Source organism: Actinomadura soli (assembly GCF_005889715.1).
Lineage (GTDB): Bacteria > Actinomycetota > Actinomycetes > Streptosporangiales > Streptosporangiaceae > Spirillospora > Spirillospora soli.
Window position 1 is genome coordinate 23,386 of the sequence record NZ_VCKW01000034.1, and the last position, 24,241, is coordinate 47,626.

At 68.9% G+C, this 24,241-nt stretch carries 23 protein-coding genes, 1 tRNA gene and 2 pseudogenes; 18 read left to right on the forward strand and 8 right to left on the reverse strand.

Annotation, left to right across the window (positions count from 1 at the left end; translation table 11 throughout):
* Nucleotides 1-590: 590 nt before the first annotated feature.
* The 3 genes and pseudogenes from ETD83_RS09275 to ETD83_RS45895 form a co-directional block, all read left to right on the forward strand.
* A complete protein-coding gene (locus ETD83_RS09275) occupies nucleotides 591-2,312 on the forward strand; it encodes an eCIS core domain-containing protein (RefSeq protein ID WP_138644658.1) in 1,722 nt (573 codons plus the stop codon).
* A 361-nt stretch (nucleotides 2,313-2,673) separates the two neighbouring features.
* The gene (locus ETD83_RS09280; protein WP_268920433.1) at nucleotides 2,674-3,333 is read left to right on the forward strand and encodes a transposase family protein; all 660 of its coding nucleotides are present in this window, start codon (nucleotides 2,674-2,676) and stop codon (nucleotides 3,331-3,333) included.
* 267 nt (nucleotides 3,334-3,600) lie between these two features.
* Nucleotides 3,601-3,900 (forward strand): annotated as a pseudogene (locus tag ETD83_RS45895) (transposase); the annotation flags it as partial.
* A 32-nt stretch (nucleotides 3,901-3,932) separates the two neighbouring features.
* Here ETD83_RS45895 and ETD83_RS09290 read toward each other — a convergent pair.
* Together ETD83_RS09290 and ETD83_RS43580 are read right to left on the reverse strand one after the other, a co-directional pair.
* Nucleotides 3,933-4,427 (reverse strand): phosphatase domain-containing putative toxin, encoded by a 495-nt coding sequence (locus ETD83_RS09290; protein WP_138644660.1) that lies wholly within the window; start codon nucleotides 4,425-4,427, stop codon nucleotides 3,933-3,935.
* Nucleotides 4,428-4,552: 125 nt separating this feature from the next.
* A complete protein-coding gene (locus ETD83_RS43580) occupies nucleotides 4,553-5,008 on the reverse strand; it encodes a site-specific integrase (protein ID WP_205717570.1) in 456 nt (151 codons plus the stop codon).
* Between the two features lie 76 nt (nucleotides 5,009-5,084).
* Between ETD83_RS43580 and ETD83_RS43585 the strand changes: the two genes are divergently transcribed.
* The 6 genes from ETD83_RS43585 to ETD83_RS42330 all read left to right on the forward strand — a co-directional run bounded on the left by ETD83_RS43585 (nucleotide 5,085) and on the right by ETD83_RS42330 (nucleotide 9,166).
* Nucleotides 5,085-5,525: a hypothetical protein gene (locus ETD83_RS43585; RefSeq protein WP_205717571.1), complete on the forward strand. Its 441-nt coding sequence runs from the start codon at nucleotides 5,085-5,087 to the stop codon at nucleotides 5,523-5,525.
* Between the two features lie 113 nt (nucleotides 5,526-5,638).
* Complete coding sequence (locus tag ETD83_RS09300; protein WP_171064102.1) at nucleotides 5,639-6,814, forward strand: sialidase family protein; 1,176 nt, start codon at nucleotides 5,639-5,641, stop codon at nucleotides 6,812-6,814.
* Nucleotides 6,815-6,973: 159 nt separating this feature from the next.
* On the forward strand, nucleotides 6,974-7,612 hold the full coding sequence (locus ETD83_RS45900; RefSeq protein ID WP_407921474.1) for a trypco2 family protein: 639 nt from the start codon (nucleotides 6,974-6,976) through the stop codon (nucleotides 7,610-7,612).
* A 332-nt stretch (nucleotides 7,613-7,944) separates the two neighbouring features.
* On the forward strand, nucleotides 7,945-8,232 hold the full coding sequence (locus ETD83_RS09305; protein ID WP_138644662.1) for an ATP-binding protein: 288 nt from the start codon (nucleotides 7,945-7,947) through the stop codon (nucleotides 8,230-8,232).
* A 65-nt stretch (nucleotides 8,233-8,297) separates the two neighbouring features.
* Nucleotides 8,298-8,915, forward strand: a complete 618-nt coding sequence (locus ETD83_RS09310; protein WP_138644663.1) for a dihydrofolate reductase family protein — start codon at nucleotides 8,298-8,300, stop codon at nucleotides 8,913-8,915.
* Nucleotides 8,916-9,019: 104 nt separating this feature from the next.
* A complete protein-coding gene (locus ETD83_RS42330; RefSeq protein WP_171064103.1) occupies nucleotides 9,020-9,166 on the forward strand; it encodes a Tn3 family transposase in 147 nt (48 codons plus the stop codon).
* Nucleotides 9,167-9,271: 105 nt separating this feature from the next.
* Here ETD83_RS42330 and ETD83_RS42335 read toward each other — a convergent pair whose 3' ends face one another.
* From ETD83_RS42335 to ETD83_RS09320, 3 genes are all read right to left on the reverse strand, one after another.
* The gene (locus ETD83_RS42335) at nucleotides 9,272-9,424 is read right to left on the reverse strand and encodes a hypothetical protein (protein WP_171064104.1); all 153 of its coding nucleotides are present in this window, start codon (nucleotides 9,422-9,424) and stop codon (nucleotides 9,272-9,274) included.
* Nucleotides 9,425-9,430: 6 nt separating this feature from the next.
* On the reverse strand, nucleotides 9,431-9,688 hold the full coding sequence (locus ETD83_RS09315; RefSeq protein WP_138644664.1) for a hypothetical protein: 258 nt from the start codon (nucleotides 9,686-9,688) through the stop codon (nucleotides 9,431-9,433).
* A 348-nt stretch (nucleotides 9,689-10,036) separates the two neighbouring features.
* Nucleotides 10,037-12,823, reverse strand: a complete 2,787-nt coding sequence (locus ETD83_RS09320) for an AMP-binding protein (protein ID WP_205717572.1) — start codon at nucleotides 12,821-12,823, stop codon at nucleotides 10,037-10,039.
* A 106-nt stretch (nucleotides 12,824-12,929) separates the two neighbouring features.
* Here ETD83_RS09320 and ETD83_RS09325 point away from each other — a divergent pair, with 106 nt between their 5' ends.
* Genes ETD83_RS09325 through ETD83_RS09335 form a run of 3 tightly spaced genes read left to right on the forward strand, consistent with a single transcriptional unit; the run spans nucleotide 12,930 to nucleotide 16,511 of the window.
* Complete coding sequence (locus ETD83_RS09325; protein WP_230420778.1) at nucleotides 12,930-13,907, forward strand: iron ABC transporter substrate-binding protein; 978 nt, start codon at nucleotides 12,930-12,932, stop codon at nucleotides 13,905-13,907.
* Between the two features lie 4 nt (nucleotides 13,908-13,911).
* Nucleotides 13,912-15,423 (forward strand): ABC transporter permease, encoded by a 1,512-nt coding sequence (locus ETD83_RS09330; protein WP_138644666.1) that lies wholly within the window; start codon nucleotides 13,912-13,914, stop codon nucleotides 15,421-15,423.
* The gene (locus ETD83_RS09335; RefSeq protein WP_138644667.1) at nucleotides 15,420-16,511 is read left to right on the forward strand and encodes an ABC transporter ATP-binding protein; all 1,092 of its coding nucleotides are present in this window, start codon (nucleotides 15,420-15,422) and stop codon (nucleotides 16,509-16,511) included. The genes ETD83_RS09330 and ETD83_RS09335 overlap by 4 nt, the downstream gene beginning before the upstream one ends.
* A 104-nt stretch (nucleotides 16,512-16,615) precedes the next feature.
* Here the strand turns inward: ETD83_RS09335 and ETD83_RS09340 are convergent, their stop codons facing one another.
* Nucleotides 16,616-17,428: a TetR/AcrR family transcriptional regulator gene (locus tag ETD83_RS09340; RefSeq protein WP_138644668.1), complete on the reverse strand. Its 813-nt coding sequence runs from the start codon at nucleotides 17,426-17,428 to the stop codon at nucleotides 16,616-16,618.
* A 79-nt stretch (nucleotides 17,429-17,507) separates the two neighbouring features.
* Here ETD83_RS09340 and ETD83_RS09345 point away from each other — a divergent pair, with 79 nt between their 5' ends.
* The 3 genes and pseudogenes from ETD83_RS09345 to ETD83_RS45905 all read left to right on the forward strand — a co-directional run.
* Complete coding sequence (locus tag ETD83_RS09345) at nucleotides 17,508-18,467, forward strand: MBL fold metallo-hydrolase (protein ID WP_138644669.1); 960 nt, start codon at nucleotides 17,508-17,510, stop codon at nucleotides 18,465-18,467.
* Nucleotides 18,468-18,477: 10 nt separating this feature from the next.
* A complete protein-coding gene (locus ETD83_RS09350; RefSeq protein WP_171064105.1) occupies nucleotides 18,478-18,924 on the forward strand; it encodes a carboxymuconolactone decarboxylase family protein in 447 nt (148 codons plus the stop codon).
* Nucleotides 18,925-19,147: 223 nt separating this feature from the next.
* Nucleotides 19,148-19,228 (forward strand): annotated as a pseudogene (locus tag ETD83_RS45905) (SHOCT domain-containing protein); the annotation flags it as partial.
* 353 nt (nucleotides 19,229-19,581) lie between these two features.
* Here ETD83_RS45905 and ETD83_RS44305 read toward each other — a convergent pair.
* Nucleotides 19,582-20,016 (reverse strand): DUF6010 family protein, encoded by a 435-nt coding sequence (locus tag ETD83_RS44305; protein ID WP_230420780.1) that lies wholly within the window; start codon nucleotides 20,014-20,016, stop codon nucleotides 19,582-19,584.
* A gap of 195 nt (nucleotides 20,017-20,211) precedes the next feature.
* Here ETD83_RS44305 and ETD83_RS09370 point away from each other — a divergent pair, with 195 nt between their 5' ends.
* The 3 genes from ETD83_RS09370 (at nucleotide 20,212) to ETD83_RS09380 (ending at nucleotide 23,565) form a co-directional block, all read left to right on the forward strand.
* Nucleotides 20,212-21,159: a GlxA family transcriptional regulator gene (locus ETD83_RS09370; protein WP_138644671.1), complete on the forward strand. Its 948-nt coding sequence runs from the start codon at nucleotides 20,212-20,214 to the stop codon at nucleotides 21,157-21,159.
* 557 nt (nucleotides 21,160-21,716) lie between these two features.
* Nucleotides 21,717-21,953: a hypothetical protein gene (locus ETD83_RS09375; RefSeq protein ID WP_230420781.1), complete on the forward strand. Its 237-nt coding sequence runs from the start codon at nucleotides 21,717-21,719 to the stop codon at nucleotides 21,951-21,953.
* Between the two features lie 7 nt (nucleotides 21,954-21,960).
* Nucleotides 21,961-23,565 carry a tyrosine-type recombinase/integrase gene (locus ETD83_RS09380; RefSeq protein ID WP_138644673.1) on the forward strand — a complete coding sequence of 535 codons (1,605 nt, stop codon included), beginning with the start codon at nucleotides 21,961-21,963 and terminating at the stop codon, nucleotides 23,563-23,565.
* Nucleotides 23,566-23,872: 307 nt separating this feature from the next.
* On the opposite strand, the gene ETD83_RS09385 is transcribed toward ETD83_RS09380, so the two are convergent.
* A tRNA-Arg gene (locus tag ETD83_RS09385) sits at nucleotides 23,873-23,946 on the reverse strand.
* Nucleotides 23,947-24,241 lie beyond the last annotated feature (295 nt).

The following is a 24,241-nucleotide window of genomic DNA, read 5'->3' on the forward strand; positions in this document are numbered from 1 at the left end:
GCAGTCGGCCCCGATGATCGCCTCGATCGGCCCGGTCTGGATGTCGGGTAAGGCAAATCCCACCCGTGATCACGGCGGTCAAGATCGCTAACTGGGGCCACAACCCATCCGTAGATGGGGCCGCAACCCGGCTCTGACCCACTCTGCGTGATCGGGCTGGTCCATGAGCAGTACGCGCTTGCGGAGCGAGTCGTGATCGGCTCGACCGTACATCCGCCTCTTGATCATTTTTGATTCGGTTGACGTTGTCTTCGACGGGCCCTGAGTTGTAGGGCAGCGTGAGCCCGGCTTAGACAGCGTCCCAGTGCGGCGCGGGCCTGAGGCGAAGCGACGCAACTCGTGCACGGGGCCGGCTTCGGCGCGGTTGGCCCACTCATCGAGGTCTTTGCCGCGCGGCTGCACGAGCATCTCGGTGAACTGGCGGTGACCCGGCGCACAGTGCGCATACTGCCGCGTCCCTGCAGTGATGGTTCCTTGGGCATCCGATTGAGAGGGCACGATCTCGTGCCCTTCGCGTTGTCCTCGGCGGCCTTCCCCGGACCGCGTGTACCGGAGAAAAGTGAAGCCACGTTCATCGTCGGGAGGCGTCTATGCGCGAACAAGTGCAACCGGACAAGCAGGATGGCGGAAAGCGTGCGTCGGACATCGTCTCGCGCAGTGCGGCGACGCCGACCGGGCCGGAATCGGCTCTGCTGGCTTTGCAGCGTGAGGTGGGCAACGCCGCAGTGACCGCCGCGCTGGAGAGGCGGCGGCACGTCCACCACTCCGGTTGTGGTCACGGGCCCGCGGTCCAGCGGTCGGCGGTGCACGACGTCCTGCGCTCCTCCGGACGTCCCCTTGACGACCCGCTGCGGGCCGACATGGAACAACGGCTGGGCGCGGACTTCAGCGACGTGCGCATCCATGACGACGCCGTCGCGCAGCGATCGGCGGCCGAGATCGGGGCGCGTGCATACACCTCTGGTACCCACGTCGTGGTCGGGGAGGGCGGCGCGGACGAGCACACCCTCGCCCATGAGTTGACGCACGTCATCCAGCAGCGCAGCGGGCCGGTGGAGGGCACCGACAACGGCCAGGGGCTGAGCGTCAGCGACCCTGGCGACCGTTTCGAGCGGGAGGCCGAGGCCACCGCCAGGCGCGTCATGTCGGTCCCGCCCGGCGACGCCGGGCCGGTGGGGGGAGCGCTCCTCGGCCTCCAACGCCTCGTCGGCAACGCCGCCGTCGGGCGGATGCTTGCTGAGCCGGAGTCGACGGGTGAGCGGAACCATCGCCGTGAGGAACGCGCCCGTCACAGCGATCAGTCGCGGGTGCAGCGCGCACCCATGGGCACCCATATCCCGGCTGTTGTCCAGCGGGTCCCGCACGAGGAACTCTCCGGTCGGGTCAGACGGCGCCTCCGATACGCGGACCAGGCCATCCACTACTTGCGAAGGGCCATACCGTTCGCGGCGAACCAGCGGGAGGCGCTGGTACGCACCCTGTTCAACTCATCCCTACGCGCGCAGGTCGTAGAGCACGACGACTTCTGGGACATCTCTGGGCTGGGTGATCATGTGCCCAGCCCCGGCGATCTAGCGGCGGCGAAGGCGCTGTACGCGGGGGGCGGGACGTGCGAATCATACAGCGATTGCACCTTCTCGTGCCTTCGGCGAGTAGCCGAGGGAGAGTATCTCAGGACGATGGTGAGCTATGAGAAATCCCATACCTTCGTGATAATCGGAGAGCCGGACGAAAGCCCTTCGGAATGGGTGGTGGTCGATCCTTGGCCAACACGGGCCGAGCCCGTCAGGTGGGTGGATCACTTCTGCTACTCGGCGGATATGGAATGGGTTCAGCCCGGCGGGCAAGCCAGCAGGGCTGATGGGAATGACACCGTCAATCATATCTCTCACCAAATTCGCTTGAGAGCGGCTGGAGAGCTTGTAGCAGGATGGGACCTGAGCGCCTTCAGTGGGTGCACGAGCGAGGATCTCGGTCGCATGCTCCAGCGGGAAGGCGTGGCGGTAGACCTCCACCAGGAAGGCCTTACGGACCGGGTGCTGCGGGCACTGGGATCCATTGACAGCTGGTCTACGAGCGATATCGGAGATTGGTCGGATGGGCAGCTGAACCTGTGGTGCCTAGCTCAAATCGACCAGTCGATCATCAGACATCTGCTTGAGAGGTCCGACGCGACGAGATATCGAACCGGCCTCTACACAGAGGTCGAAAATGGAATCGACCGCGCTAAGCAGGAGTATGAGCAGGAAACACAAAGGGATTACTGGGTACGGGATGTCCGCTCGGCCCAACGCTCCGGGCGGACCCCGTGAACAGGACGGCACCACTCCGAGGCTGACCGAGCCCGCTCACCGACCACGCCGGGGTAGAGCGAACACTTCCGTAGCATGCTCCGCCGCGAGCTGCCGGACGGCTGCGCCCCGTTCACCGATCTACCGGGTATCTGAAAAGGGTGGCTCTGACCCACTTTGCGTGATGATGCGGCTCCGTCGGCCCGTTCAGGTGTGCTGGGCGGTGCTGTGCCCGTAGCCCGCTGGTCGCGGACGAGGATGTGTCACGGGGGGAGATCATGATCTTGGGGTGCCGCTGCCTCATCTGGTCGAGGTTGAGGTCGAGCGGGTTGAGCAGGCGGCTGGTGGGGTGCGGATCTGGGCGCGGACACGGCGAGTGGCGGTGACCTGCCCGGGCTGCGGTTCGTCCTCGTCCAGGACGCATAGCCGGTACCGGCGCCGACTGGCCGACACCGCGATGGGTGGTCGGGAGGTGACCATCGTGCTACAGGTCCGCCGCCTGTTCTGCGATGAGCGGTCGTGCGGGCGGCGGACGTTCGCCGAGCAGGTGCCCGGTCTGACCGTCCGGCATGGACGCGAGACGCCGCTGCTGGTGGAGTTCCTGCGCAACATCGCGGTCGCGGTGGCCGGGCGTGCCGGGGCACGGCTGGCTGGCGCGCTGTGCGCGGTGGCCAGGTCCACACTGTTACGGCTGGTCATGGCGGTTCCCGATCCGGCCGCCCCAACTCCGCGGGTGCTGGGTGTCGACGACTTCGCGATCAAGCGTGGTCACCGGTACGGCACCGTGCTCATCGATTGTGAGACCGGTGCGCCGTTGGAGTTACTGCAGGGCCGGGACGCCGCCGTACTGGCGAACTGGCTGACCGCGCATCCAGGTGTCGAGGTGATCTGCCGGGACCGCTCGGGCGCCTACGCCGAGGGCGCGCAGCGGAGCGACGGAGCCGACCGGGAAGTTCGCCGAGCGCGCCCGGCGGCATCACGCCCAGGTCCACCAGTTGCTGGCCGAGGGGGTATGCGATCCGGGCGATCGCGCGGCATCTAGGCTGGGGGCGGCACGCTGTGCAGCGCTACGCCCGCGCCGCCAGCTGGCGGGAACTGGTCGACGGGCGCTGGCAGGCTCCCCGCGCCAGCATGCTGGATCCCTTCAGGCCGCACCTGCACCAGCGCTTGGACGAGGGCTGCGGCAACGTCGCCGAGTTGTTCCGGGACATCCGCGCGCTGGGCTAAACCGGCAGCTACTCCAACCTCCGCGACCACCTGGTCGGGCAGCGTCCGGCCAAGGCGCCGCTGGCCACGCCCTGCGCCTACCGTGCGCGAGGTCACCGGCTTGCTCACCCGCCACCCCGACTCCCTCACCGAGGACGAACGGCCCCAGCTCAAAGCCCTGCTGGAACGCTGCCCCGAACTGGACGTCGCCGACCAGCACATTCGCGCCTTCGCCATCATGCTCACCCAGCTGAGCGGCCACGATCTCCCGCAATGGATCAGCGACGCCTACGCTGTCGGGCTGCCCGGGATGTCCTCCTTCGCCAAGGGCCTGGAGCAGGACCTCGATGCCGTCACCGCCGGGCTGACCAGCCGCTGGAGCTCCGGCCCGGTCGAGGGCCGCGTCAACCGCATCATTATGTGGAATCTGATCTGTCAAGCCAGCCGGTGCTTGACCAGCATGTTGGTCCACTCGCGTTGCTCGGCGGTGTCGGGGACGGGGAGTCCTCTGGCGCGTTGGAGGTGGTTCCAGGCCGAGTCCGGGTGGTCGCCGTTGAGGATCAGGAGGGATGCGGCGAGCAGGGAGGCGCGTCCGATGCCGAAGCGGCAGTGGGTGACGATGTGTGCGCCGCTCTGCAACTGCTGGGCGAGTTGCTGCAGGGCGGGCAGAACGGCCGCGAGGTCGGGGACACCGCGGTCGGGGATGGAGATCGCCACGAAGCGCAGACCCGCTTGCTGGGCGGTCAGGGGCTCGGTGGTGAGGCCGGTCTCATCGAGTTCGGTCGGCGTGAGGGCACAGACCAGAACATCGACGCCTTCGGTTTTCAGAGCGGTCATCTCGTCGTCCAGCCAGTCTCCGCCTCGGGGTTTGGCCATGGTGCTCAGTCGTCCAGGGCCGCGGCGGTCGATGGTGTAGAGAATGGGGCGCATGTCAGCAGGACTTTCGTTCGGGTCGGCCGGTGGGCGACTCGACGATCAGCGGCAGTGATCTGCCGGGCTCGGCGCGAAGCTTGCGGGGAGTCGGGCCGGGGGGAGTGGCGACGTCTGCGAGGCGTTCAAGGAGCTGGTCGAGGGCGGTGTTGGCACTGCTCGAAGAAGGTGTAGGAGCACAGGCCGTGGCCGAGGTCGTAGTACTGCCACGGCTCCCCAGCTGTTGCCTCGCCGGAGGTGACGGCGTCCCGGTCGAAGAGGACCTCGATGGTGCGGACGTTGCGGGCGAAATACCCGGCGTCGTCGTAGGCCTTGTTCAGCGTCGTGGGGCTGATCTTGGCGTAGAAGGTCGTGGTCTGAGGCGAGCGGTGTCCGAGCCAGGCTTGCAGCTCGCACAGCGTCATTGGCTCCTTGGCGTTGTAGGGCTGGGAGGCGATGGTGGAGCGGGCCCGGTGGCTGGTGATGTTCCCGCGAACGTCGGCGGCCGGGACACCGGCCTTGCGGCAGAGCAGCGGGATGACGGTGCCGTTGATGTAGGTCGACGGGACACATCCGGCCCGGAAGGCGAACAAGAAGTCCACTTGCTCGCCGGTACGGCGGTCGAGCATCTGCGGCTGGATTGGTCGAACCGCCTGCCATGCCTCGATAGCCTCGCCCATGAGCGCGTCGACAGGGTTGGTGAACGCGGTGCCGGTCTTGTGGGTGAAGACATCCAGCAGGCAGACCGCGGCGCGGGCCAAGACCCTCGGTGTCGTCGCCGCTGATGGTCTGCCCGTCGTGCTGCCAGCGGATGCAGCCAACCCGCAGGCGGGTGATCTCGTTGCTGCGCCGGCCGCTGAACAGCCAGGTCAGCGTTACCGCGCGGACCAGCTCCACCGCCGCGGCGATCCTCAAGACGTGATTGCCACATCCGGCCACGGTCCACGCCTTGCCACCAGCACCTTGATCACTCCGGTCCGCGAGATGATCGACCACTTGCCCCACGAGTTTGATCTTCGTTCACCCGTGAAACGTAGGTTCGGCGCGTCCATCCGGAATGCCTTCGCACCCGAATTGGAGACGCCGTGCGCCGAACTGGAACAACCCGCTCCGGAGTGATCCGCGCGCTGTCCGTGGTGGCGGCCGGGACGGTGGCGGGAATGATGATTTCCGCCCCGTCGGCCGCCGCCGAAACAAAGGACCCGGCGAAAGACCGAAAACAGTACCACATCGTGGACGTGATTTTCCGTGGAAACTACATGGAGGGGCTCAACGGCATCAAGTACGACTCGTTCCGCATCCCGGCGATCGTCCGGACGAACGCCGGAACGTTATTGGCCTTCGCCGAAGGCCGCGCCAAGAGCAAGAAGGACTACGGCAACATCAACCTCGTCTACAAGCGGGGCACGAACAACGGTGCTACGCACGACGACTGGTCGGGCCTGAAGGAGGCCGTCGGCGCGGGGATGGGCACCTGGGGCAACCCCACCCCCGTCGTCGACAGGTCCACCGGCACCATCTGGCTGTTCATGTCGTGGAACGCCGCGGACAAGAGCCAGTCAGGCGGTAAGAACCCCGACACAGGGGAGGAGACCAGCAAGGTCAGCGCGTGGGGAGAACGCCGCGTCTTCGTCATGAAGAGCACCGACGACGGCCAGACCTTCACCGGCATGAACGGCGAGTCGGTACCGACCGACATGACCGACGAACTGCTCCCCAAGGAGCAGCCCGACGGCAAGAAATGGACCTGGGACGCGATCGGCCCGGGCGCCGGCCTCTACACCAAGAACGGCACGCTGGTGATTCCCGCGCAGCACCGCAACATCTACAGCACCGACCACGGCAAGACGTGGAAAGTGGTGCTGATGAGCGACGCCAAGACCAGCGAGGCCACGGTCACCCAGCTCCCCAACGGTGAGCTCTATCGCAATGACCGTCCCACCAGGGCTACCTGGGAGACAGACGACGGAGACGGGATCAAGCACAAGCGGCGCTGGGTCTCTCGGACCCCCGACATCACCAAGAGGTTCGGGCCGTCCGCGCCCGACGACAAACTGCTCGACCCGAGGAACCAGGGCTCGGTCCTGCTCTACAACGACACCGAGCCGGACGCCCCGCCGCGGACGCTGTTCCTTAATTCCGCGAGCACCGAGTCCCGCACGAAGATGCGGGTGCGCGTCAGCTACGACGAGGACGCCAGGACCTGGGAGCGCAGCCGCCCGCTCTCCGAGGGCCCGGAATGGCCGCCGGTCGACATCGGGGAGGAAGGCGGCTACTCCAGCATGACCAAGACCGCCGACGAGATGGTCGGGGCCCTGATCGAGGCCGAACTGAGCACCACCGAGACCTTCTCGATCCTGTACCGCAAGTTCAACATCCCCTGGGTCGTCAACGGCTGCACCTGCTGACCCGGCACGGGGCCGTGTCGCGGTCGTGGCGTGTCCGGGCTGTGGCGGTGGTGAAGGCCCGCGGGACAAAGTGCGGGGCTGTCAGCCATTGCTGAATCCGCCGGATCTCACCGTGGGTCCATGCAACCTCCCCGCCTGATGGTCGGATGAAGGGCGCCAATGGCCCGCGGTGGGTTCCCCGGATGCCACAATCGGCGGTCGCGATATCGGCACGGTTATGGGGGATTCACGGACGACGCCGTCGAACTGGCCGATGTGATCGCGCAGCTGCGCCATGAGCTGGGCCGCGCGATGGGGGACGGCGAGAACAGCAGCATCCGGTTCCGGGCCGACGTCGTGGAGCTGGAACTCTCGCTCGCGGTGGAGAAGGCCCGCGCCGCGAATGCCGGTGTCAAGCTCGGGAACAGGTCGAAGGACACACGGTCCGAAACTCGTGCTGCGCCGCCGCGTGCGGGCTCTCCGCCTGACCGGCTACCGCCTGCGCTGGCCCGTACCCGGCGCGCCCCGGACGTCGATCGACGTCGCGTCCGCCGACAGGAAGACGGCGGTCATGGTCGACGGGGTGCTTCTGGCACAGGTGCCCCGAGCACTCCGCGGCCCCGAGGAGCAACGGGGGCTCCTGGGAGCCGAAACCGGCACGGAACGCGAACGGGACCGCGAGACGACGACGCTGCCGGAAACCGCTGGCTGGATTGTGCTGCGGTTCTGCTCGCGAAGCCCTCATCGAGCGCGACCACGCCGGACGGCGCCTTGCTGGCACCTTCCTCCTTCTCACCGGCTGCAGCGACGCCGTTCTAGCCGCATTAGCCGGCGTGGCCCGATGCCCAGAACTCGGTCTTGCACCCGTCACTGGCCTGATCGCAAGCCTTGACCGCGGCGTTCGCGCGTTCGGTCCCGTCGACGATGAGTGCCTTCTCCGCGCTCGCCCTGGAAGGAACGGCGCAGTCCGCGCGGCCATCTTTCTTCAGCGCGGTCAGCCCCCAAGTTGGGCAGTGGGCCTGCCAGGGGCGATGGCCGCCCTGTGGGGGGAAGGGCGAGATGGTGGTGAAGCAGGACCAAGAAGTCGTTGTGGAGGTGCGGGAGTTCGTGCGGCTGGTGGTCGGCCGGTGGGGCATGGGTGAGTACGTGCCGTGTCTGGGGCGAGTGAGCTGGTCACCAACGCGCTGCGGCACGCGTCCCAGGAGAACGGCGACATCACCCTGCGGCTCGGCCGCACTGAGGATAGGACGCTCTGGCTGGAGGTTCAGGACGGCACGCCCAAGCACCCGCACCTGCAACCGGTGGACATGATCAGTGAGGTCGGCTGCAGTCTCGTGATCGTGGACTACCTCTCGCGCGGCTGCGGCCTCCATCCCCTCGAGGGCGACACCGGCAAGGTCGTCTTCGCGGTCATCGATCCGTGTCCCCGGGACCGATGAGTTCTGGTGGTGGCGCTGGTCGAATGTGGTGAGCACGATTCATCGCGATGTTCAAGGAGCCTCACATGCGAAAGATCACCGCCGGCCTGTTCATCTCACTCGACGGAGTCATCGAGGATCCGCAGGACTGGCATTTCCCGTACTTCAACGAGGAGATGGGCCAGGCCGTCGACGGCCAGCTCGGTTCGGCCGACACTCTCCTGCTCGGCCGCAAGACCTACGACAGCTTCGCGGCGGCGTGGCCGGAGCGGGAGAAGGCCGGTGCTGATGACGCCGACTTCGCCACGAAGCTCGGTGATGCCCGCAAGATCGTGGTGTCCAGGCAAGAACTCCACTTCACCTGGCGCAACTCCGAACTGCTCAAGGGCGACCTCATCGAGGCCGTCACCGCGCTGAAGAAGGAGCCATCCACCTCGGACATCGCGATGAGCGGATCGGTCTCGGTCGTGCGTCGGCTCCTGGCAGCAGGTCTCCTCGACGAGTTGCACCTGCTGGTCCATCCGATCGCCGTGTACAAGGGCATGCGGCTGTTCGAGGATGCCGATACGCCGCTGCCGCTGAAGCTCCTGTCCTCCACCACCTTCGCCACCGGCGTTGTCCACCTGGTCTATCGCCTGGACGACGACGCTCCGACCGGCGACTACAACAGTGCCAAGGCGAACCTGCCGCAGTCCGACGACTAGGCCGCGTGTCTTGCCGCACGGTCAGTCGGAGATCGGCTTCGGAGTCGCCGGGCTGCTGTAGTTCAAGCTGATACCGCAGATCAAACGGACAGCGTGTGCAAGCTTTGCCTGCCCAACCGCGGTACAAAGGCGACTACCCGCGGCTGGCGCCGGCGTTGGCCCGGCCGATCCGGTGGGACCTCATCGCCGCCCAGTACGACCAGATGGTCAAGATCATGATCATCGGGGTGCGGGATCCGGCCTTGATGTAGTGGAAGCGGGCGACGGGGGTGGCGGCGTAGCGGGAGCCGACGTGGGCGAGGTACGGCGAGCGGAAGGCCCGACCGTCCTTCGCCTTGGCCAGCAGGTCTCGCTGATCAGGCCGAGGGTGGCCGGGCCGATGAGGGCGGGGCGAAGGCGGTCCGCTTCAGCGGCAGGTCGTATCGGGCCTCGATCTCGGCCTGGACGGCGTGGTCGCACCGGCGGAGCACGCCGTTCAGGCCGCAGAGCAGGGCGTCAATGGTGACCATGGTTCTTTAGGGTGCGACGGTGGTGGATCCGGTCGCGGGGGCGTCACCGGCGACGCCCTGAGTCCCGGCCGCCTGTTCTTCTGCCTTGAGCCTGCTCTGCTCCTGGACGAGGAAGGTGATCAGCAGCCCGCTCATGATGAAGTGTCCTCCGGCGGTGTAGAGGCCGGGGAAGCAGCCGCCCTTGATGATCGGGAAGACGAAGTGGGAGAAGCCGTTGAGCAGGCCGGCGCCCAGGGCGTACCACCATAGGAAGGAGTTGGCCACACGGATCTGGTAGAGCGTGGCCGCGCCGGCGAAGAAGGAACTTGTAGCCCTGGATGAACTGGCCGAACCTGACGATGTCGCCGACCTGGGCCGCTTCGCGTTGTGCGCCGACCCCCGAGGCGTCGATTTCGCCGTGTGGATCCCCTACCAACTGGCCGGGGTGGGTGTGGTGGACGAGCCGTCCGCGCCGTGCTGGATCGGGTTGGCCGCTCGCGATGTGGCCGCGGTCCGGCGTTTCTACCACGCGGTGCTTATCTCAATGATAAGGATCATATCTTGGACTTCTGGGGCAGCTCGGTGCCGCTGCTGCGACCGCCGGTCATGGCCCCCCGCCGTGCCGATCGTGGTCTACGCGTTGCCCGAGGTTTCTGGGGTCACAGTCGTCACTGCGAGGGGCCTCTGAACAGGACGGACAGATCGCCCGCCTGATAGCCGACGGCGAGAGGCGGCGGGGGAGATGTGGCCCCCATGGACGTCGGCGTCGACCCCTTCGTCATCATCTTCGGACTCCGCTGGAGCGTCCTGCGCACCCTTGGCATCTGCGCACTCCTCGGCCTGGTCGCCAATCTCGTCTGGTGAGGGGTGACCTCTGCCGGCCACAGGGTGAACCTTCCCCGGTCTTTGGAGACTCGTCCGCAAGGCTGGAGGCGGCTCATGTGTCGGCGGCCGGAAGGTCGTCCTGCTGCTTCGGCCGGTCGTATAGCGGATGGTCCTCGTGGCGACGGCGGTGTAGGCCAGGCCGGCCGCGAAGGAGGCGAGCAGGGCCAGGGGCTCGGAGTGCTCTTCCAGCAGCGGGTAGACCTGCCAGTGGACCAGGTAGATGTAGAGCGATCCGGCGGCGAGCGGGCCGGTGAGGCGGTTGAGCCAGGCGGTGCTCGGCAGTAGCGGGACCCAGATCAGCAGGGTCACGCCGATGATGAGGATGATCTCTCGGAGCTGCTCCCCTGGACCGAAGTATCCCGGGATCGTGGCCAGCCCGATCGCGGTCACCAGCAGACGTTGCCCCACACCGTCGGCCTTCGCCGCGGCCCAGCCGAGGGGGAACATCCAGAGGGCGGTGATCGCGTCCGGCAGGTCCGTGAGCCCGCCGAGGTCGTAGCGGACGATCAGCATCGCCAGCAGGAGCCCCAGGGCGAAGGGGAAGGGCGAGCGCCGCTCCACCCGCTCCAGGGCCGGGACGCTCAGCCACGCGGCCGTGGCGAGCAGGATGTAGACGATCACCTCGATGAACCAGTAGTTGCTGTCGTGCCCGGTGGCGCTTTTCAGCAGCAGCGCGTCCACCAGGTGGTAGTCGGCGGTGAGGAGCGCCGCGAGGACGATCCAGGCGACGCTCGGCACGGCTATCCGTGCCAGTGCGCCGAGGACGTGCCGGCGGCGTTCGCGCCTGCCCGCCGAGGTGAGGTGGAAGCGGGCGAAGTTGAAGCCCGCCACCGCCAGCAGCACGTGGGCCCCGCCCTGGATCCAGAAGACGCCGATGTGGGAGCCGACGATGAGGACGATCGCGGTGGCGCGCAGCGCGATACCTGTCTCCAGCGCCCGCAGCCTGGTGGCTCGGGCCGAGCGCCGCAGGTCGCGGATGCGCCGTGCGGGCCAGTCCGGCGGGAGGGAGCCGAGTGCCTCCTCCAGCTTCAGCGACATCTCCACGTAGGACAGTGAGTCGCCTCCCAGGCCGACGAAGGTGTCGTCCTCGGTGACGCCGGGATGGTCCAGGATTTCCTCGTACAGGCGGCACAGGTCTGTGGTTGCCACGGGTTCGGCGCGGGCCAGCCGGAGCACGGCACGGTGGTCGGGCTTGCCCGTGGGGAGCCGGGGCAGGTCGGGTAGGACGTGCACGCTGACCGCCTTGGCGGGCAGGCCGCACTCGGCCGCCACGAGCCGCCGGACGCTCCGTTCCGCGGTGTCGCCTGTGACGGCCACGACCAGTCCCGCGTCGTCGCCGGCGCAGCAGGCGGTCAGGCCACGTCCGGCGAGTGTGTTCTCGACGTGCTGGAGGTCGATCCGCAGGCCGTACGGCTTGGCGAATCGGCTGCGGCGTCCGACGATCTCGTACATCCCGCCGGGTAGGCGCCGCGCGACGTCGCCGGTGCGCAGCTCGTCGACGGTGCGGCCGCGGGCCAGGTCGGCGGGGCGCTCGGCGTAGCCGAGCATGACGTTCGGGCCCGCGTACACCAGTTCGCCGGTGTCGGGTCCGGGGACGTTCGGCAGTGGCTCCAGGCGGAAGGAGCCGCCGGGGATCGGGACGCCGATCGCCTGCGGATGGCGGGACGCGAGTTCGGGTGGCAGGTAGGCCATGCGGGCGGTCGCCTCGGTCTGGCCGTACATGACGACCAGGTCCCAGCCGTGCCGCCGCCCGAGTGCCGCGTAGCGTTCCACCTGGGCGGCGGGAAGCCGCCCGCCCGCCTGGGTGAGGTAGCGCAGGTCCGGCAGGCGCATGTCGGCGAAGCCCACCCGGTCCAGCAGCTCGAACGTGTAGGGGACGCCCGCGAGGGTCGTGGCGCGGGCGTCGCGGAACAGTGTCCAGAAGCGGTCGTCGGTCACCGAGAGGTCGGTGAGGACGAGGCCCGCACCGCGCAGGAGGTGGCTATTGATGACCGACAGGCCGTAGCAGTAGTACATCGGCAGGGTCGTGGCGGCGCGGTCACCGCCACGGATGGCCAGCGAGGCGGCGATGGACTCGGCGTTCGCCCGCAGGTTCTCGTGCGACAGCCGGACGAGCTTGGGTGAGCCCGTCGAACCGGACGTGCTGAGCAGCAGCGCGAGGTCGGGGTGCAGCGTGTGCGCGGAGACCGTGCGCCGCTCGTCGAGCGTCCCGTCCGGGTGGGCCACGACGTCCGGGTCGTAGGTGTCGGCCAGGGCCCGCAGGAAGTCGGGGCGGTCGTGCGGTGCCAACAGGACGGGATGCCCGGACGCCAGCGCCGCCAGGTAGACGACGAGGACGTCGAGGGTGTTGGCGCCGGCGAGCAGGACGAGCCGCCGTCCGGTGCCGAGGCGCCGGGCGGCGGCCGCCACCCGGTCGGCGAGTTCTCGGTAGGAGAGGGCGCCCTCGGCGGTGATGACCGCCGTCCGGTCGGCGTGACAGGCCAGGTCGCGGGCGAACGCGACGACCGCGGGCACCTGGGGGTGGGGGTTGCTCACCCTGGGCATTTTAGGTAAGGCTAAACTAAATGCCAATTCCCTCCTAGATCACCTTCTCAAGGAAATCATGCGAAACCCCCTTCGCCGTTACCCCTCCGTATTGATCTTGACAGTCCTGCTTCTCTCACTCGGGACCGCATGCGGCATCGGGGGCGACGCCGGTCTGGTCATCTACTCCGGCCGCAACGAAGGGCTCGTCAAGCCGCTGCTGAAGAAGCTGGAGAAGGCCGTCGGCACCGACGTCGAGGTGAGGTACGGCTCCAGCGCCGAACTGGCCGCGCAGATCCTGGAGGAGGGCGGCAAGTCGAAGGCCGACCTCTTCCTGTCCCAGGACGCCGGTGCGCTCGGGGCCCTGGCGAAGGAGGGGCGTCTGGAGAAGCTGCCCCAGACGTCCCTCGGCAAGGTGCCCGCGAAGTTCCGCGGGAGCGGCGGTGACTGGGTCGGACTTTCCGGCCGGGTCCGCGTGCTGGCCTACAACCCCGGCCAGGTGCCCAAGGCGCCCGACACCGTGCGCGACCTCGTCAAGCCGGAGTGGAAGGACAAGGTCGGATACGCGCCCACCAATGCCTCCTTCCAGGCGTTCGTCACCGGCATGCGCGTCTTGGACGGCGACGAGGCCACGCGCGCCTGGCTCAAGGGTATGAAGGCCAACGGCGTCAAGGCATACAAGGACAACCTCGCCGTGCTGGACGCGGTGAACTCCGGGCAGGTCTCGATCGGGCTGATCAACCACTACTACTGGTACGAGAGGGTCGCCGAGAAGGGTGAGGGAAGCGTCACCGCCAAGCTGCACTACCTTCCCGGCGGCGACCCCGGCGCGCTGATCAACGTCGCGGGCACCGGGATGCTCAAGGGCAGCGAGCACCGGTCGGCCGCGCTCAAGGCCGTCGACTATCTGCTGTCGAAGGAGGCGCAGACCTATTTCAGCGACGAGACCAAGGAGTATCCGCTGGCCGCCGGTGTCACCGGCAGCGTCCCCGGCCTGCCTCCCCTGGACTCGCTGAAGGGCCCCGAGATCGATCTCGGGAAGCTCGACTCGCTGCAGCAGACCCTGACGATGCTGCGCGAAGCGGGGATGGTCTGACCTGATGGCCGCGGCCCGCGTCCCGAGGACCTTGCTCGGCCCGGCGTGCCTGGCCGGGGCCTTCGCCCTGCTGCCGCTCGGCTATCTCGCAGTGCGGGCGCTGGAGCGGGGCCCCGGCTTCGCCTGGAGCGTCGTCACCACCGGAGGCACCGCGCAGCTCCTGGGCCGCAGCCTGGCCCTGGCCTGCGCCGTGGTGGCGGCGTGCCTCGTCCTGGGGATCTCGCTGGCCTGGCTCACCGTGCGGACGACGCTGCCCGGCGCCCGTGCCTGGTCGGTCATCGCCACCTTGCCGCTGGCCGTGCCCAGCTACGTGGCGGCCTTCGCCTGGCTGTCGGCAGTGCCGGACCTGTCCGGATTCGCCGGATCGGCGCTGGCGCTGACCCTCGTCAGCTACCCCTACGTCTACCTGCCGGTCGCCGCCGCGCTCCGGGGCATCGACCCCGCGCAAGAGGAAACGTCCCGCTCGCTCGGATCGGGGCCGGTGCGGACCTTCTTCCGTGTCGTCCTGCCGCAACTGCGCCCGGCCGCGGCGGGCGGCGGGCTCCTGGTCGCGCTGTACGTGCTGTCCGACTTCGGCGCGGTGTCGCTGATGCGATACGACACGTTCACACGCGGGATCTACACGTCCTACCAGGCCAGCTTCGACCGCACCCCGGCCGCCGCGCTGAGCGTGGTGCTGGTGGTGATGACCATCGGACTCGTCGCTCTGGAGACCCGGACACGCGGGCGGCGCGGGCACGCGAGGACCGGAACCGGGACCGCGCGTCCCGCCGTCCTGGTGCCGCTCGGACGGCTGACGCTCCCCGCCTTGTCCTGGTGCGGGGCAGTCGCCGCCGCCGCCGTCGTGTTCCCGCTGGCCACGCTCGCTTACTGGCTGGTCACCGGGAACCGCTCCACCTGGGACCCGGCCGGCCTGCTGAGCACCGCGGGCGTAACCCTCGGCGTGGCGGCGGCCGGGGCCGCGCTGACCACCGTGCTCTCCCTTCCCGTCGGCGTGCTCGCGGCCCGCCATCGGGGACGGACCGCCGAACTGATCGAACAGGCCGCCTACGCGGGACACGCCTTGCCGGGCATCACCGTAGCGCTGGCAATGGTCTTCTTCGCCGTTCGTTATGCCACACCCGTCTATCAGGAACTGCCGCTCCTGGTCTGCGCCTACGCGGTGCTCTTCCTGCCGGTCGCGGTCGCCGCGACGCGCGCCGCCGTCCTGCAGGCGCCGCCCGTCCTGGAGGACATCGCCCGCTCTCTCGGCCGTAGCCCCCTGCGCGTCCTGAGCAGCGTGACCGTGCCGCTGGCCGCCCCCGGCATCGCGGCCGGCGCGGCCCTGACCTTCGTGATCTGCATGAAGGAGCTGCCGGCCACCCTGCTGCTGCGTCCCACTGGCATGGACACCCTCGCCACCAGGCTGTGGACGGAGACGGGCGTCGGGTCCTACGCCGACGCCGCCCCGTACGCCGCCGCGCTGATCCTGCTCGCGGCCGTCCCCTCCTATCTCCTTGGAAGGCAGCGTCTATGACCGATCTGCGCATCGAGGGCCTGACCAAGGCGTACGGCCCGGATCACGGTGGGAGCACGACCCCTGGCACCCCCCGGAGCAGCACGGGCACGACCGTCCTGGACGGGCTCAGCCTCGACGTTCCGAGCGGTTCGCTGGCCGCCGTGCTCGGCCCCTCGGGCTGCGGGAAGACCACCCTGCTCCGCGTCATCGCGGGTTTCCTGCGGGCCGACGCGGGCACCGTCACCGTGGGCGGACGCACCCTGACCGCCCCCGGGACGCACGTCCCCCCGGAACGCCGCCAAATCGGCATCGTGCCCCAGGAAGGCGCCCTGTTCCCCCACCTGAGCGCCGCCCGCAACGTCGCCTTCGGCGTGACCGACCGGGCGGCACGCCAACGCCGCGCCGAGGAGATGCTCGAACTGGTGGGCTTGGCCGGCTACGGCGGCCGGATGCCGCACGAACTGTCCGGTGGACAGCAGCAGCGCGTCGCCCTGGCCCGCGCCCTGGCCCCCGCGCCCGCGCTGGTCCTGCTCGATGAGCCGTTCAACGCTCTGGACAGCGCACTGCGCGCCGGAGTACGCGCCGACGTCCGCGCCGCTCTGCACGCGACCGGCGCCACCGCCGTCCTCGTCACCCACGACCAACAGGAGGCCCTGTCCGTCGCGGATCTCGTCGCCGTCATCCACGAAGGACGAGTCGCACAATGCGGTACCCCGCACGACGTGTACAGCCGCCCCGCCAGCCCCTGGGTCGCCGGATTCGTCGGCGACGCCGTCCTCCTGCCCGGGACCGCCTCCAACGGCACCGCCACAACGGCCCTCGGCACGATCGAACTGCGCGCACCCGCCGAAGTCCCCGGCAACGGCACAGTGATCCTGCGACCCGAGCAACTGCGGCTCACCGAACCCACCGGAACAACCCCGAGCGGCACAGTGACCGACGTGCGCTACTACGGACACGACGCCGTGATCACCCTTTCCGTCGAGGGGCTCGAACGCCCGGTCGACGTCCGGGTCGACGGCCACCTACGCCTCCGCCCCGGCGACCGGACCGGCCTCCACCCCACCGGCCGGGCCACCTTCCACGCCGGACCGCCCCGACATTGAGCCCCTCAACCGGCACCGCCGGAACCGGGGTCGGGACAGGCCCCCTGCGGGGTGGGCTGGACAGGTGTCCGATGCGCCTGGCATGACCGGGACCCAGGACGGCCTCAGTGCTCTTGGTGGGTGAAGGTGGAGGAGCGGGTGTCTTGATTGAGTGTTCCGGCGCCCTTCGCGTGAGTAGGGCGTGCTGTTGACCGCGTCGTGGTCGGTGGTTGGTTCGGAGTGGTCGGCCGTGGCTGGTCCGCGGTGGCGTTACCTTGTCCTCTGGCCTGGCGCTCGGTGTGGGCGGAGCGCGCTGCCGGCCAACCCGGCAGCGGTGTGGTCTCCTGGGCCAAGCCGGTGAGCACGGCCTGGACGATGCGTTTGGTGTGCAGGTCGGCGGCCTCGGGGCCGTCGAGGGTCATGAGTCCGTCGGCGAGCAAGGTGGCGAGGCCGTGGACGGCGGCCCAGACGGCGAACTCGGCGCCGGGGCGGGCTTCGGCACTCAGGTCGCCGATCTCGACGAGCTGGTCCAGCTCTGCGTCGAGCACATCGTGTGGGTGCGGCGAGATCGCGGCGTCGGGGTCGCGGGCGCCGGAGCCGAAGGCCAGGCGGGCGACCGCGGGATCCTCCAGCGTCCAGCGAACGTAGGCGCTCCCTGCCGCCACGAGTCCCTGCCGGGCATCGGCGCCCGGTGCAGCGGCCTGCGTGGCGGCGCCCGCCATCCGCTCTCCAAGCCGGGAAAGGACGCGCACGGACAGGGCACGGATCAGCGCGTCGCGGGAGGAGAAGTGGTGGTAGGCGGCGCTCGGGCTGACTCCGACCCGGGCCGAGGCCTCACGCAGCGACCAGTTCGTGTCGCCGTGCTCGTGGACCAGTTCCTCAGCGGCGTCCAGTAGCGCGCTGCGCAGGTCCCCGTGGTGATAGCGCCTCTTGCCCATGAACATCGATCTTAACAGTGCTCAGATTGGTGGTACGGTCAGAGCCGAATCTAAACACTGCTCAGATTGGAGTGCGATCATGTGCCCCACCGAACCTTCACCGAGCGTCGTGCACAAAGAAGCCACCGGCCCGGACGCGGGCGGCGCGCCGGATGTCAGCGGCGCGCCGGCACCGGTCGTGAGCGGCGAGCCGGTCCAGGTTTCCGACGGCGTCCACGTGATCCCGGACCGGCGGGTGGAGCTCGTCCCGAACGTCGGCCTCGTCGTCGGCGAGAGGGCCGCGCTGATCGTCGACACCGGCATGGGGCCGCGCAACGGCGCGCACGTCCTGCGTCAGGCCCGCCGCCTCGCCGGCCAGCGGCACCTGTACCTGACCGTCACGCACTTCCACCCCGAGCACGGCTTCGGCGCACAGGCCTTCAAAGGTGCCGCGACCATCGTCTACAACCGGGGACAACGCGACGAGCTGCACCGCAAGGGCGCCGCCTACCTTGAGATGTTCCGGGGCCTGAGCCCGGCCATCGCGGCCGAACTCGAAGACGTCGAGCTCGTCGACCCTGACCTGGTCTACGACGGCCAGGCCGAGATCAACCTCGGCGGTCACACGGCCGTGCTGCGCCCCGTCGGCCCCGCCCACACCGCCGCTGACCAGGTCGTGCTCGTCGACGACCGGGTGCTGTTCGGCGGTGACCTGCTCGAGACCCGCATCTTCCCGATCACGCCGTACTTCCCACCGCACGACACCGACGTCGACCCGCATCGCTGGATCAGTGTGCTCGACCAACTCGGCGCCCTGGCCCCCGAGGTCGTCGTCCCCGGGCACGGCGAGGTGACCGACGCCTCGCTGATCGGTGACGTCCGCGACTACCTGACATACGTCCGCGACGAAGCGGGACGCCTGCGGGCGACCGGCGTCTCCGCCGACGAGGCGGCCACGGCCATCGACAGCGATGCCCGCGCCCGCTGGAGCACCTGGGAACGGCCCGAATGGATCAGCTCCGCCGCCCGGGCCTTCTACGACGCCGCCCCCGCCGACTGAGCGCCACATCATGAACACGCAAACAGGACCGCATGGGACGCTCCCAGCAACCCGCGCATCCGATGACCGGCGAGAGCGCGGCATCGCCGTCTACGCCGAGATCTTCGACGTACCCGAGCGAGACGTGCTCGCCGTCTTCTCCGCGCGGGTCGGGCTGCCGTTCGCCGAGGAGCAACTCCAGGCGGCCGGCGGAGCCGCATGGGCCCACCCCGCCCTCACCGGACGCGACCGCGACATCGCCGTCATCACCGCCCTGACCGCCCAGGGCATATCCGGCGACCGACTGGCCACCCACCTGCGACAGGCCCGGCAGCACGGGCTCGGCGAGGACGCGCTCACCGCCCTGATGACGCTCCTGGCCGGCTACCTCGGATACCCCCGAGCCTCCCTCGCGATGGAAGCCGTCCACGACGCGTTCGACGGGGACTCGCCGAGGGCAACCTCATCCGGGGCGTAGGGCGCGGTCACCGCTGGCGAGGATGCGCGCCGCACTTCGCGGACCACTGCTGTGGGTGATTCCGGGGCCATCGGAGGCGAGGAGCGTTGGCACATCGGAATGATGATGGGCAGACAGGAGGAGCACCATGAATGACCTTGCGAGACCCATCGCCGAAACGGACTACCCCCTGCTGAACGTTTTCTGGTCCATGCTCTGGTTCTTCCTGTGGGTGCTGTTCTTGATGCTGCCTTTCAGGATCATCGCCGACATCTTCCGCGACGACCGGCTGAGCGGCTGGGGCAAGGCGGGATGGACGATCTTCGTGATCGTGCTGCCGTTCCTCGGCGCCCTCGTGTACCTGATCGCGCGCGGCAAGGACATGGGCATGATCCGAAGGGCGATGACATCGGCTTTCGGCCGACCTGACCAGGCTCACAGGTGCGTCGTCGTCCAATCGATGCGAGGTAGCGATGTGCAGATGGATGGTCTACGCCGGCGATCCCCATTCTGCCGAGGATCTGCTGTTCAGGCCGGTCCATTCCCTCATCGACCAGAGTCTGCACTCCCGTCTCGGGGAGACGAGCAATGGGGACGGTTCGGAATCGGCTGGTACGGCGTGGGCCCGGTCCCGGCGGTGTTCAAGGACATCGATCCGGCCTCGGCAATGAGGCGTTTTCATGCTCTCCTCGACGGCGATGCGTGCCGCCGCAGCCCGATCGGCCTGTTCTTGACATGGTCGATGACTGAGCGGCCACCGGTCAGTGCCCACAGGGCGATGACGGGGTCGCAGAGGGCGCAACCGAACGACGAGTCGTGGAAGGACGGGATGATCGGGTCACCCTTGACGTGGTGGACCACGTCCCAGGCGGTGTGGAGCAGCCAGCCGATCCCGATGAACGTCCACGAGTCCAGCCCGCGGTAGGCGACGAACGTGACGACCGCGGTGAACAGGAGTTCCCACAGCCCGAGGCCGCCGCCGCTGATGTAGGCGGCTCCCGCCCCGGCCACGAAGACCGCGTTGAAACGCCGCCGGTGCGGCTCCCGGTTCAGTGACATCAGGGTGATGAAGACGAGCCCGATCAGGATCGGCGCCACAACGGACAGCAGCATCGGTTTTCCTCGCAGATACGCGGTGACGCCGCGGCGCGGCCGGTCGGGATCGGCATCGAAGATATGCGGCCGAGAACCCGTCTCCCAGTGGCACTACTGCCATCTACCAACGGAATAACGCCAACCACAGAAGGCCCCTATATCCAGGCTAGATAGGAGCCGTGGCCCGCCTTGGCGGGTGGCTACATTACGGCCATGCACACCGTGGCCGTCCTCGCGCTCGACCGGGTCATCCCGTTCGATCTGTCCACGCCGATCGAGGTTTTCACCCGTACCCACCTCCCCGACGGGCGCCCGGGCTACCAGGTGCGCATCTGCGCCGAGACACCGCAGGTCGACGCCGGGGTATTCATCCTGCACGCGCCCTGGGGACTGGGCGGCCTCAAAGACGCCGACACCATCATCGTCCCAGGCACCGCCCACCCCACGGCAGCCGTGTCGCCCGCCGTACGAGACGCGCTGAAAGCGGCCGCCACCGACGGCACCCGGATCGCCTCCATCTGCTCGGGGACGTTCCCGCTGGCCTCGACCGGCCTCCTCAGCGGCCTGCGCGCAACCACCCACTGGTCCGCGGCCGCCCTGCTGGCCGCCACTTACCCCGATATCGACGTGGATCCCGACGTCCTGTACGTCGACAACGGCCAAATCCTCACCTCCGCGGGCGCGGCCGCAGGGCTGGACCTGTGCCTGCACCTGATCCGCCGCGACTACGGCTCGGCGGTCGCGGCGCACGCCGCCCGCCTGTCGGTCATGCCCCTCGAACGCCAGGGCGGCCAGGCGCAGTTCATCGTCCGGCCGTTCCCGCCCACGCCCCGCGGCTCCGCGCTCGAACCCCTGCTCATGTGGCTTCAGGACAACCTGTCCGGCGACATCACCCTCACCGACATGGCCGTCCACGCCGGGATGAGCCCGCGCACCCTCATGCGCCACTTCCGCGAGCAAACCGGCACCACTCCGCTCCAGTGGCTCCACCACACCCGTATCCGCCAGGCGCAGCACCTGCTGGAGACCACCAGCCACACCATCGAACGCATCAGCGCCCAGGTCGGCTTCGGCTCCCCCACCGCTTTCCGTGACCGCTTCAAGCGCATCACTGGGGTCAGCCCGGCCGCGTACCGCCGCACGTTCAGAGAACCGTCATGAGCGACGGCTACCGCCCCGCGCCTCGAACCCCGCCGGGCTCGTGACCGCGGCATCCCCGCCTGCGTCACAGTCCACGAGGACCTCCTGCTCCTAAGGCCCGTCACCGACCTGCCGGAGGCGAATCGATGACCCCGAACCGGCACGGCAAGCGTGCCGGACGCAACCGGGTGCCCTCCTGCAGCTCGGCCTGTGCGGCCGCTGCGGACGCGCCCGCTACGCCACCCGCCGCTCTGCCCGGCACGCCGCCCGCATCGCCGCGCCCGGCCGCCGGGCTGCGCGCCTACCGGTGCGGTGGTGCCTGGCACCTGACCAGCCCACCGCAGTGTCGCCAGCGCATCACCCCCGCCGGTCACCCTCGTCCAGGGTCTCCGGGCCAGCAGGGCGGGGCTTGACCGGCGGGATGGAGGCGAGCGTGCATACCGGTGCTCCGGTCCGGGCCAATCCGCTGGTCTGCAAGGCGCAGGACATGCGTCCGGGCACCGGAGCGGACCCGCTCCGCTGGCAGACGCACCTAGCGCCCCACTTGCCTGTTCCCGTACTGCATGCGGGGGTGGGCGGTGAGGGCGGGGCTGACTCCGGCGGAGATCCGCACGCTGCCCGCCGTGGTCGATCTGGTCACCGCGGGGCGGGCTCTAGGAGTGGGGCGCACCAAAAGCTACGAACTGGCGCGCGCCGGGCGGTTTCCCTGCCCGGTGCTGCGCGTCGGCCGCAGCTACCTGGTCCCCACCACCGGACTGCTCACCCTGCTCGGCCTCACCGACGGCACCGGGCAGCCCACACTGGAAAGCGAGTGAACACCGGATGCCTGCCGGAACCACCTACAAATCGTGCGGCTGCCGCACCCCCGAGGGACGGCTGCTACGCACCAAGTGCCCCAAGCTGCGCCGCAAGGGCGGCTCCTGGAGCCCGACCCACGGCAACTGGTACTACCAATTCGAACTGCCGCCCAACCTCGACGGCACCCGCCGCACCCCCATCCGCCGCGGCGGGTTCACCAGCCAGGACGCCGCCGAAACCCAGATCACCCGGCTCCACGAGCTGCTGGCCATCAGCGACGACCCCGAGGACCGCAGCCGGATCGCCGACCTCATCGCCACCACCCTGAGCAGGGAGAAGCGGCTCCCGGTGCCGGAGGAGGTGCGGCGCAAGGTCCGCACCGGACAGGACCTGGAGATCGCCCTCACCACCGGGCAATGGCTGCGAACCTGGCTGGCCGGACGCAAAGGCCTGCGTAACGGCACGCTGCGCAGCTACCGCACCCACATCACCACCTACCTGGAACCGGCCATCGGCCACATCCGCCTGGACCGGCTCCGCGTCGCCGACGTGCAAGCGGTGTTCGACGCCATCGACGAACGCAACGAGCAGATCAACCGCGCCCGCACGTCCGGTGACCCCGAAGCACGGGCGCAGGTGAAGGGCTGCCGTCCGGTCGGCCCAGCGACCATGCACCGGATCCGTGCCACCCTGCGCGCCGCCCTCAACCAGGCGATCCGGGAACGACACATCGATCTCAACGTCGCCTCCCTGATCGAACTGCCGTCCGGACGCCGCCCCAAAGCGCTGGTGTGGACACCCGAACGCGTCCGCGAATGGCGCCAGGCACGGGAAGCGTTCATCCAAACCAAGAGCACGCGCCCCGAAGGGCCAGGTGGGAGGAGCGGCGGGCGGGTCAAGCCGATGGACGCCTACGTCAGCACGCCGCGCCCGTCCCCGGTCATGGTGTGGACACCCGAACAGACCGGGGCCTTCCTCGACCGAGCCGCCCGGCACCGGCTGCACGCGCTCTACCACCTCATCGCCTTCCGCGGGCTCCGGCGCGGCGAAGCGTGCGGGCTGCGGTGGGCCGACGTCGACCTGGACGAAGGCACCATCCGAGTCCGATGGCAAATCACCCAGATCGGCGCCCACACCGAACAAGGCCGCCCCAAATCCGAAGCCGGGGAACGACAGGTCACCCTCGACCAGCACACCATCAAACAACTCACCGCGCACCGGGCCCGACACAACCAGGAACGCCTGGCCGCAGGTGACACCTGGAACGACACCGGATTCGTCTTCACCCAGCAGGACGGCCAGCCGCTGGCGCCCATGGCCGTCTCCGAACAATTCCTGCTACTCGCCATGGAGGCCGGACTCCCACCCGTCCGGCTACACGACCTGCGGCACGGCGCCGCCACCATCCTGCTGCGCGCCGGACACGACCTCAAAGTCGTACAAGAAACGTTGGGGCTGTCGTCGATCACCATCGCCTCCGACACCTACACCAGCGTCCTGCCCGACCTGGCCCGCCAATCCGCCGAAGACGCCGCCGCCGTCATCCTCAACGCCCGCACCGGACCCGAGCCGGACGAAGCAGCAGCCACGGGCCGCGTCGTCCGGATGCCACAGGCGTCGAGCCGATGAGCAGCCGAGGTTGACCATCGGATTCACCTTGCGGGTGTCCGCGCCCGGACCGGTCCGGGCGCGGACACCCGTCCTTGCGCGGTGGGCCTGGTTGGCGGATCGAAGAGCCGGCAACCGCCTGCACGGCGGCGTTCCAGCGGTCACCGGGTGGCGGTGGTCGGAGCGGCGGCTGGGCAGGTGACTACAGCGATTCGCGGGGTGCCGGCGACAGGTCGGCGACAACCGAGCGAACATCGAGCGAACACGGGGACGAACCGGGACAGAATCCAGGATCTTGGCAGTGGTAAAACCGCAGGTCAGGTGGGGGCGCGCCCGGCAGGATTCGAACCCGCGACCGTCGGATTAGAAGTCCGATGCTCTGTCCAGCTGAGCTACGGGCGCCCGGCGCCCGGCGGGACGCCGGGACACAGTGTAAGGGCGAGGGTCCTTCGGCTCCACATCTATAACGCCGTTACCACGGGTGAACCGGCGGAGGTGGTGTATTGGGGGTCTTATCTTTGGTTGCTGTGGTGGTGAACTTTGAAGTGCCGCTCTCCGGCGGGGACGTGTCGGAGGGTGTGGTGCGGGTCGGGGAGACGGTGCGGAGGCCGTTGCGGGCGCATAGTCCGGCGGTGCACGGGTTGTTGCGGCATCTGGAGTCGGTGGGGTTCGACGGGGCGCCGCGGGTGCTGGGGGT

Bases quoted from the DNA above. Each gene is read 5' to 3' on its own strand.
- ETD83_RS42335 (WP_171064104.1), bottom strand. From the start codon at position 9,424: ATGGTCACCATTGACGCCCTGCTCTGCGGCCTGAACGGCGTGCTCCGC.
- ETD83_RS09370 (WP_138644671.1), top strand. From the start codon at position 20,212: ATGCACACCGTGGCCGTCCTCGCGCTCGACCGGGTCATCCCGTTCGAT.
- ETD83_RS09290 (WP_138644660.1), bottom strand. From the start codon at position 4,427: ATGCGCCCCATTCTCTACACCATCGACCGCCGCGGCCCTGGACGACTG.
- ETD83_RS09335 (WP_138644667.1), top strand. From the start codon at position 15,420: ATGACCGATCTGCGCATCGAGGGCCTGACCAAGGCGTACGGCCCGGAT.
- ETD83_RS43585 (WP_205717571.1), top strand. From the start codon at position 5,085: ATGAGCGCGTCGACAGGGTTGGTGAACGCGGTGCCGGTCTTGTGGGTG.
- ETD83_RS09340 (WP_138644668.1), bottom strand. From the start codon at position 17,428: ATGGGCAAGAGGCGCTATCACCACGGGGACCTGCGCAGCGCGCTACTG.
- ETD83_RS45900 (WP_407921474.1), top strand. From the start codon at position 6,974: ATGGCCCGCGGTGGGTTCCCCGGATGCCACAATCGGCGGTCGCGATAT.
- ETD83_RS09310 (WP_138644663.1), top strand. From the start codon at position 8,298: ATGCGAAAGATCACCGCCGGCCTGTTCATCTCACTCGACGGAGTCATC.
- ETD83_RS09380 (WP_138644673.1), top strand. From the start codon at position 21,961: ATGCCTGCCGGAACCACCTACAAATCGTGCGGCTGCCGCACCCCCGAG.
- ETD83_RS09350 (WP_171064105.1), top strand. From the start codon at position 18,478: ATGAACACGCAAACAGGACCGCATGGGACGCTCCCAGCAACCCGCGCA.
- ETD83_RS44305 (WP_230420780.1), bottom strand. From the start codon at position 20,016: ATGCTGCTGTCCGTTGTGGCGCCGATCCTGATCGGGCTCGTCTTCATC.
- ETD83_RS09345 (WP_138644669.1), top strand. From the start codon at position 17,508: ATGTGCCCCACCGAACCTTCACCGAGCGTCGTGCACAAAGAAGCCACC.
- ETD83_RS09330 (WP_138644666.1), top strand. From the start codon at position 13,912: ATGGCCGCGGCCCGCGTCCCGAGGACCTTGCTCGGCCCGGCGTGCCTG.
- ETD83_RS09275 (WP_138644658.1), top strand. From the start codon at position 591: ATGCGCGAACAAGTGCAACCGGACAAGCAGGATGGCGGAAAGCGTGCG.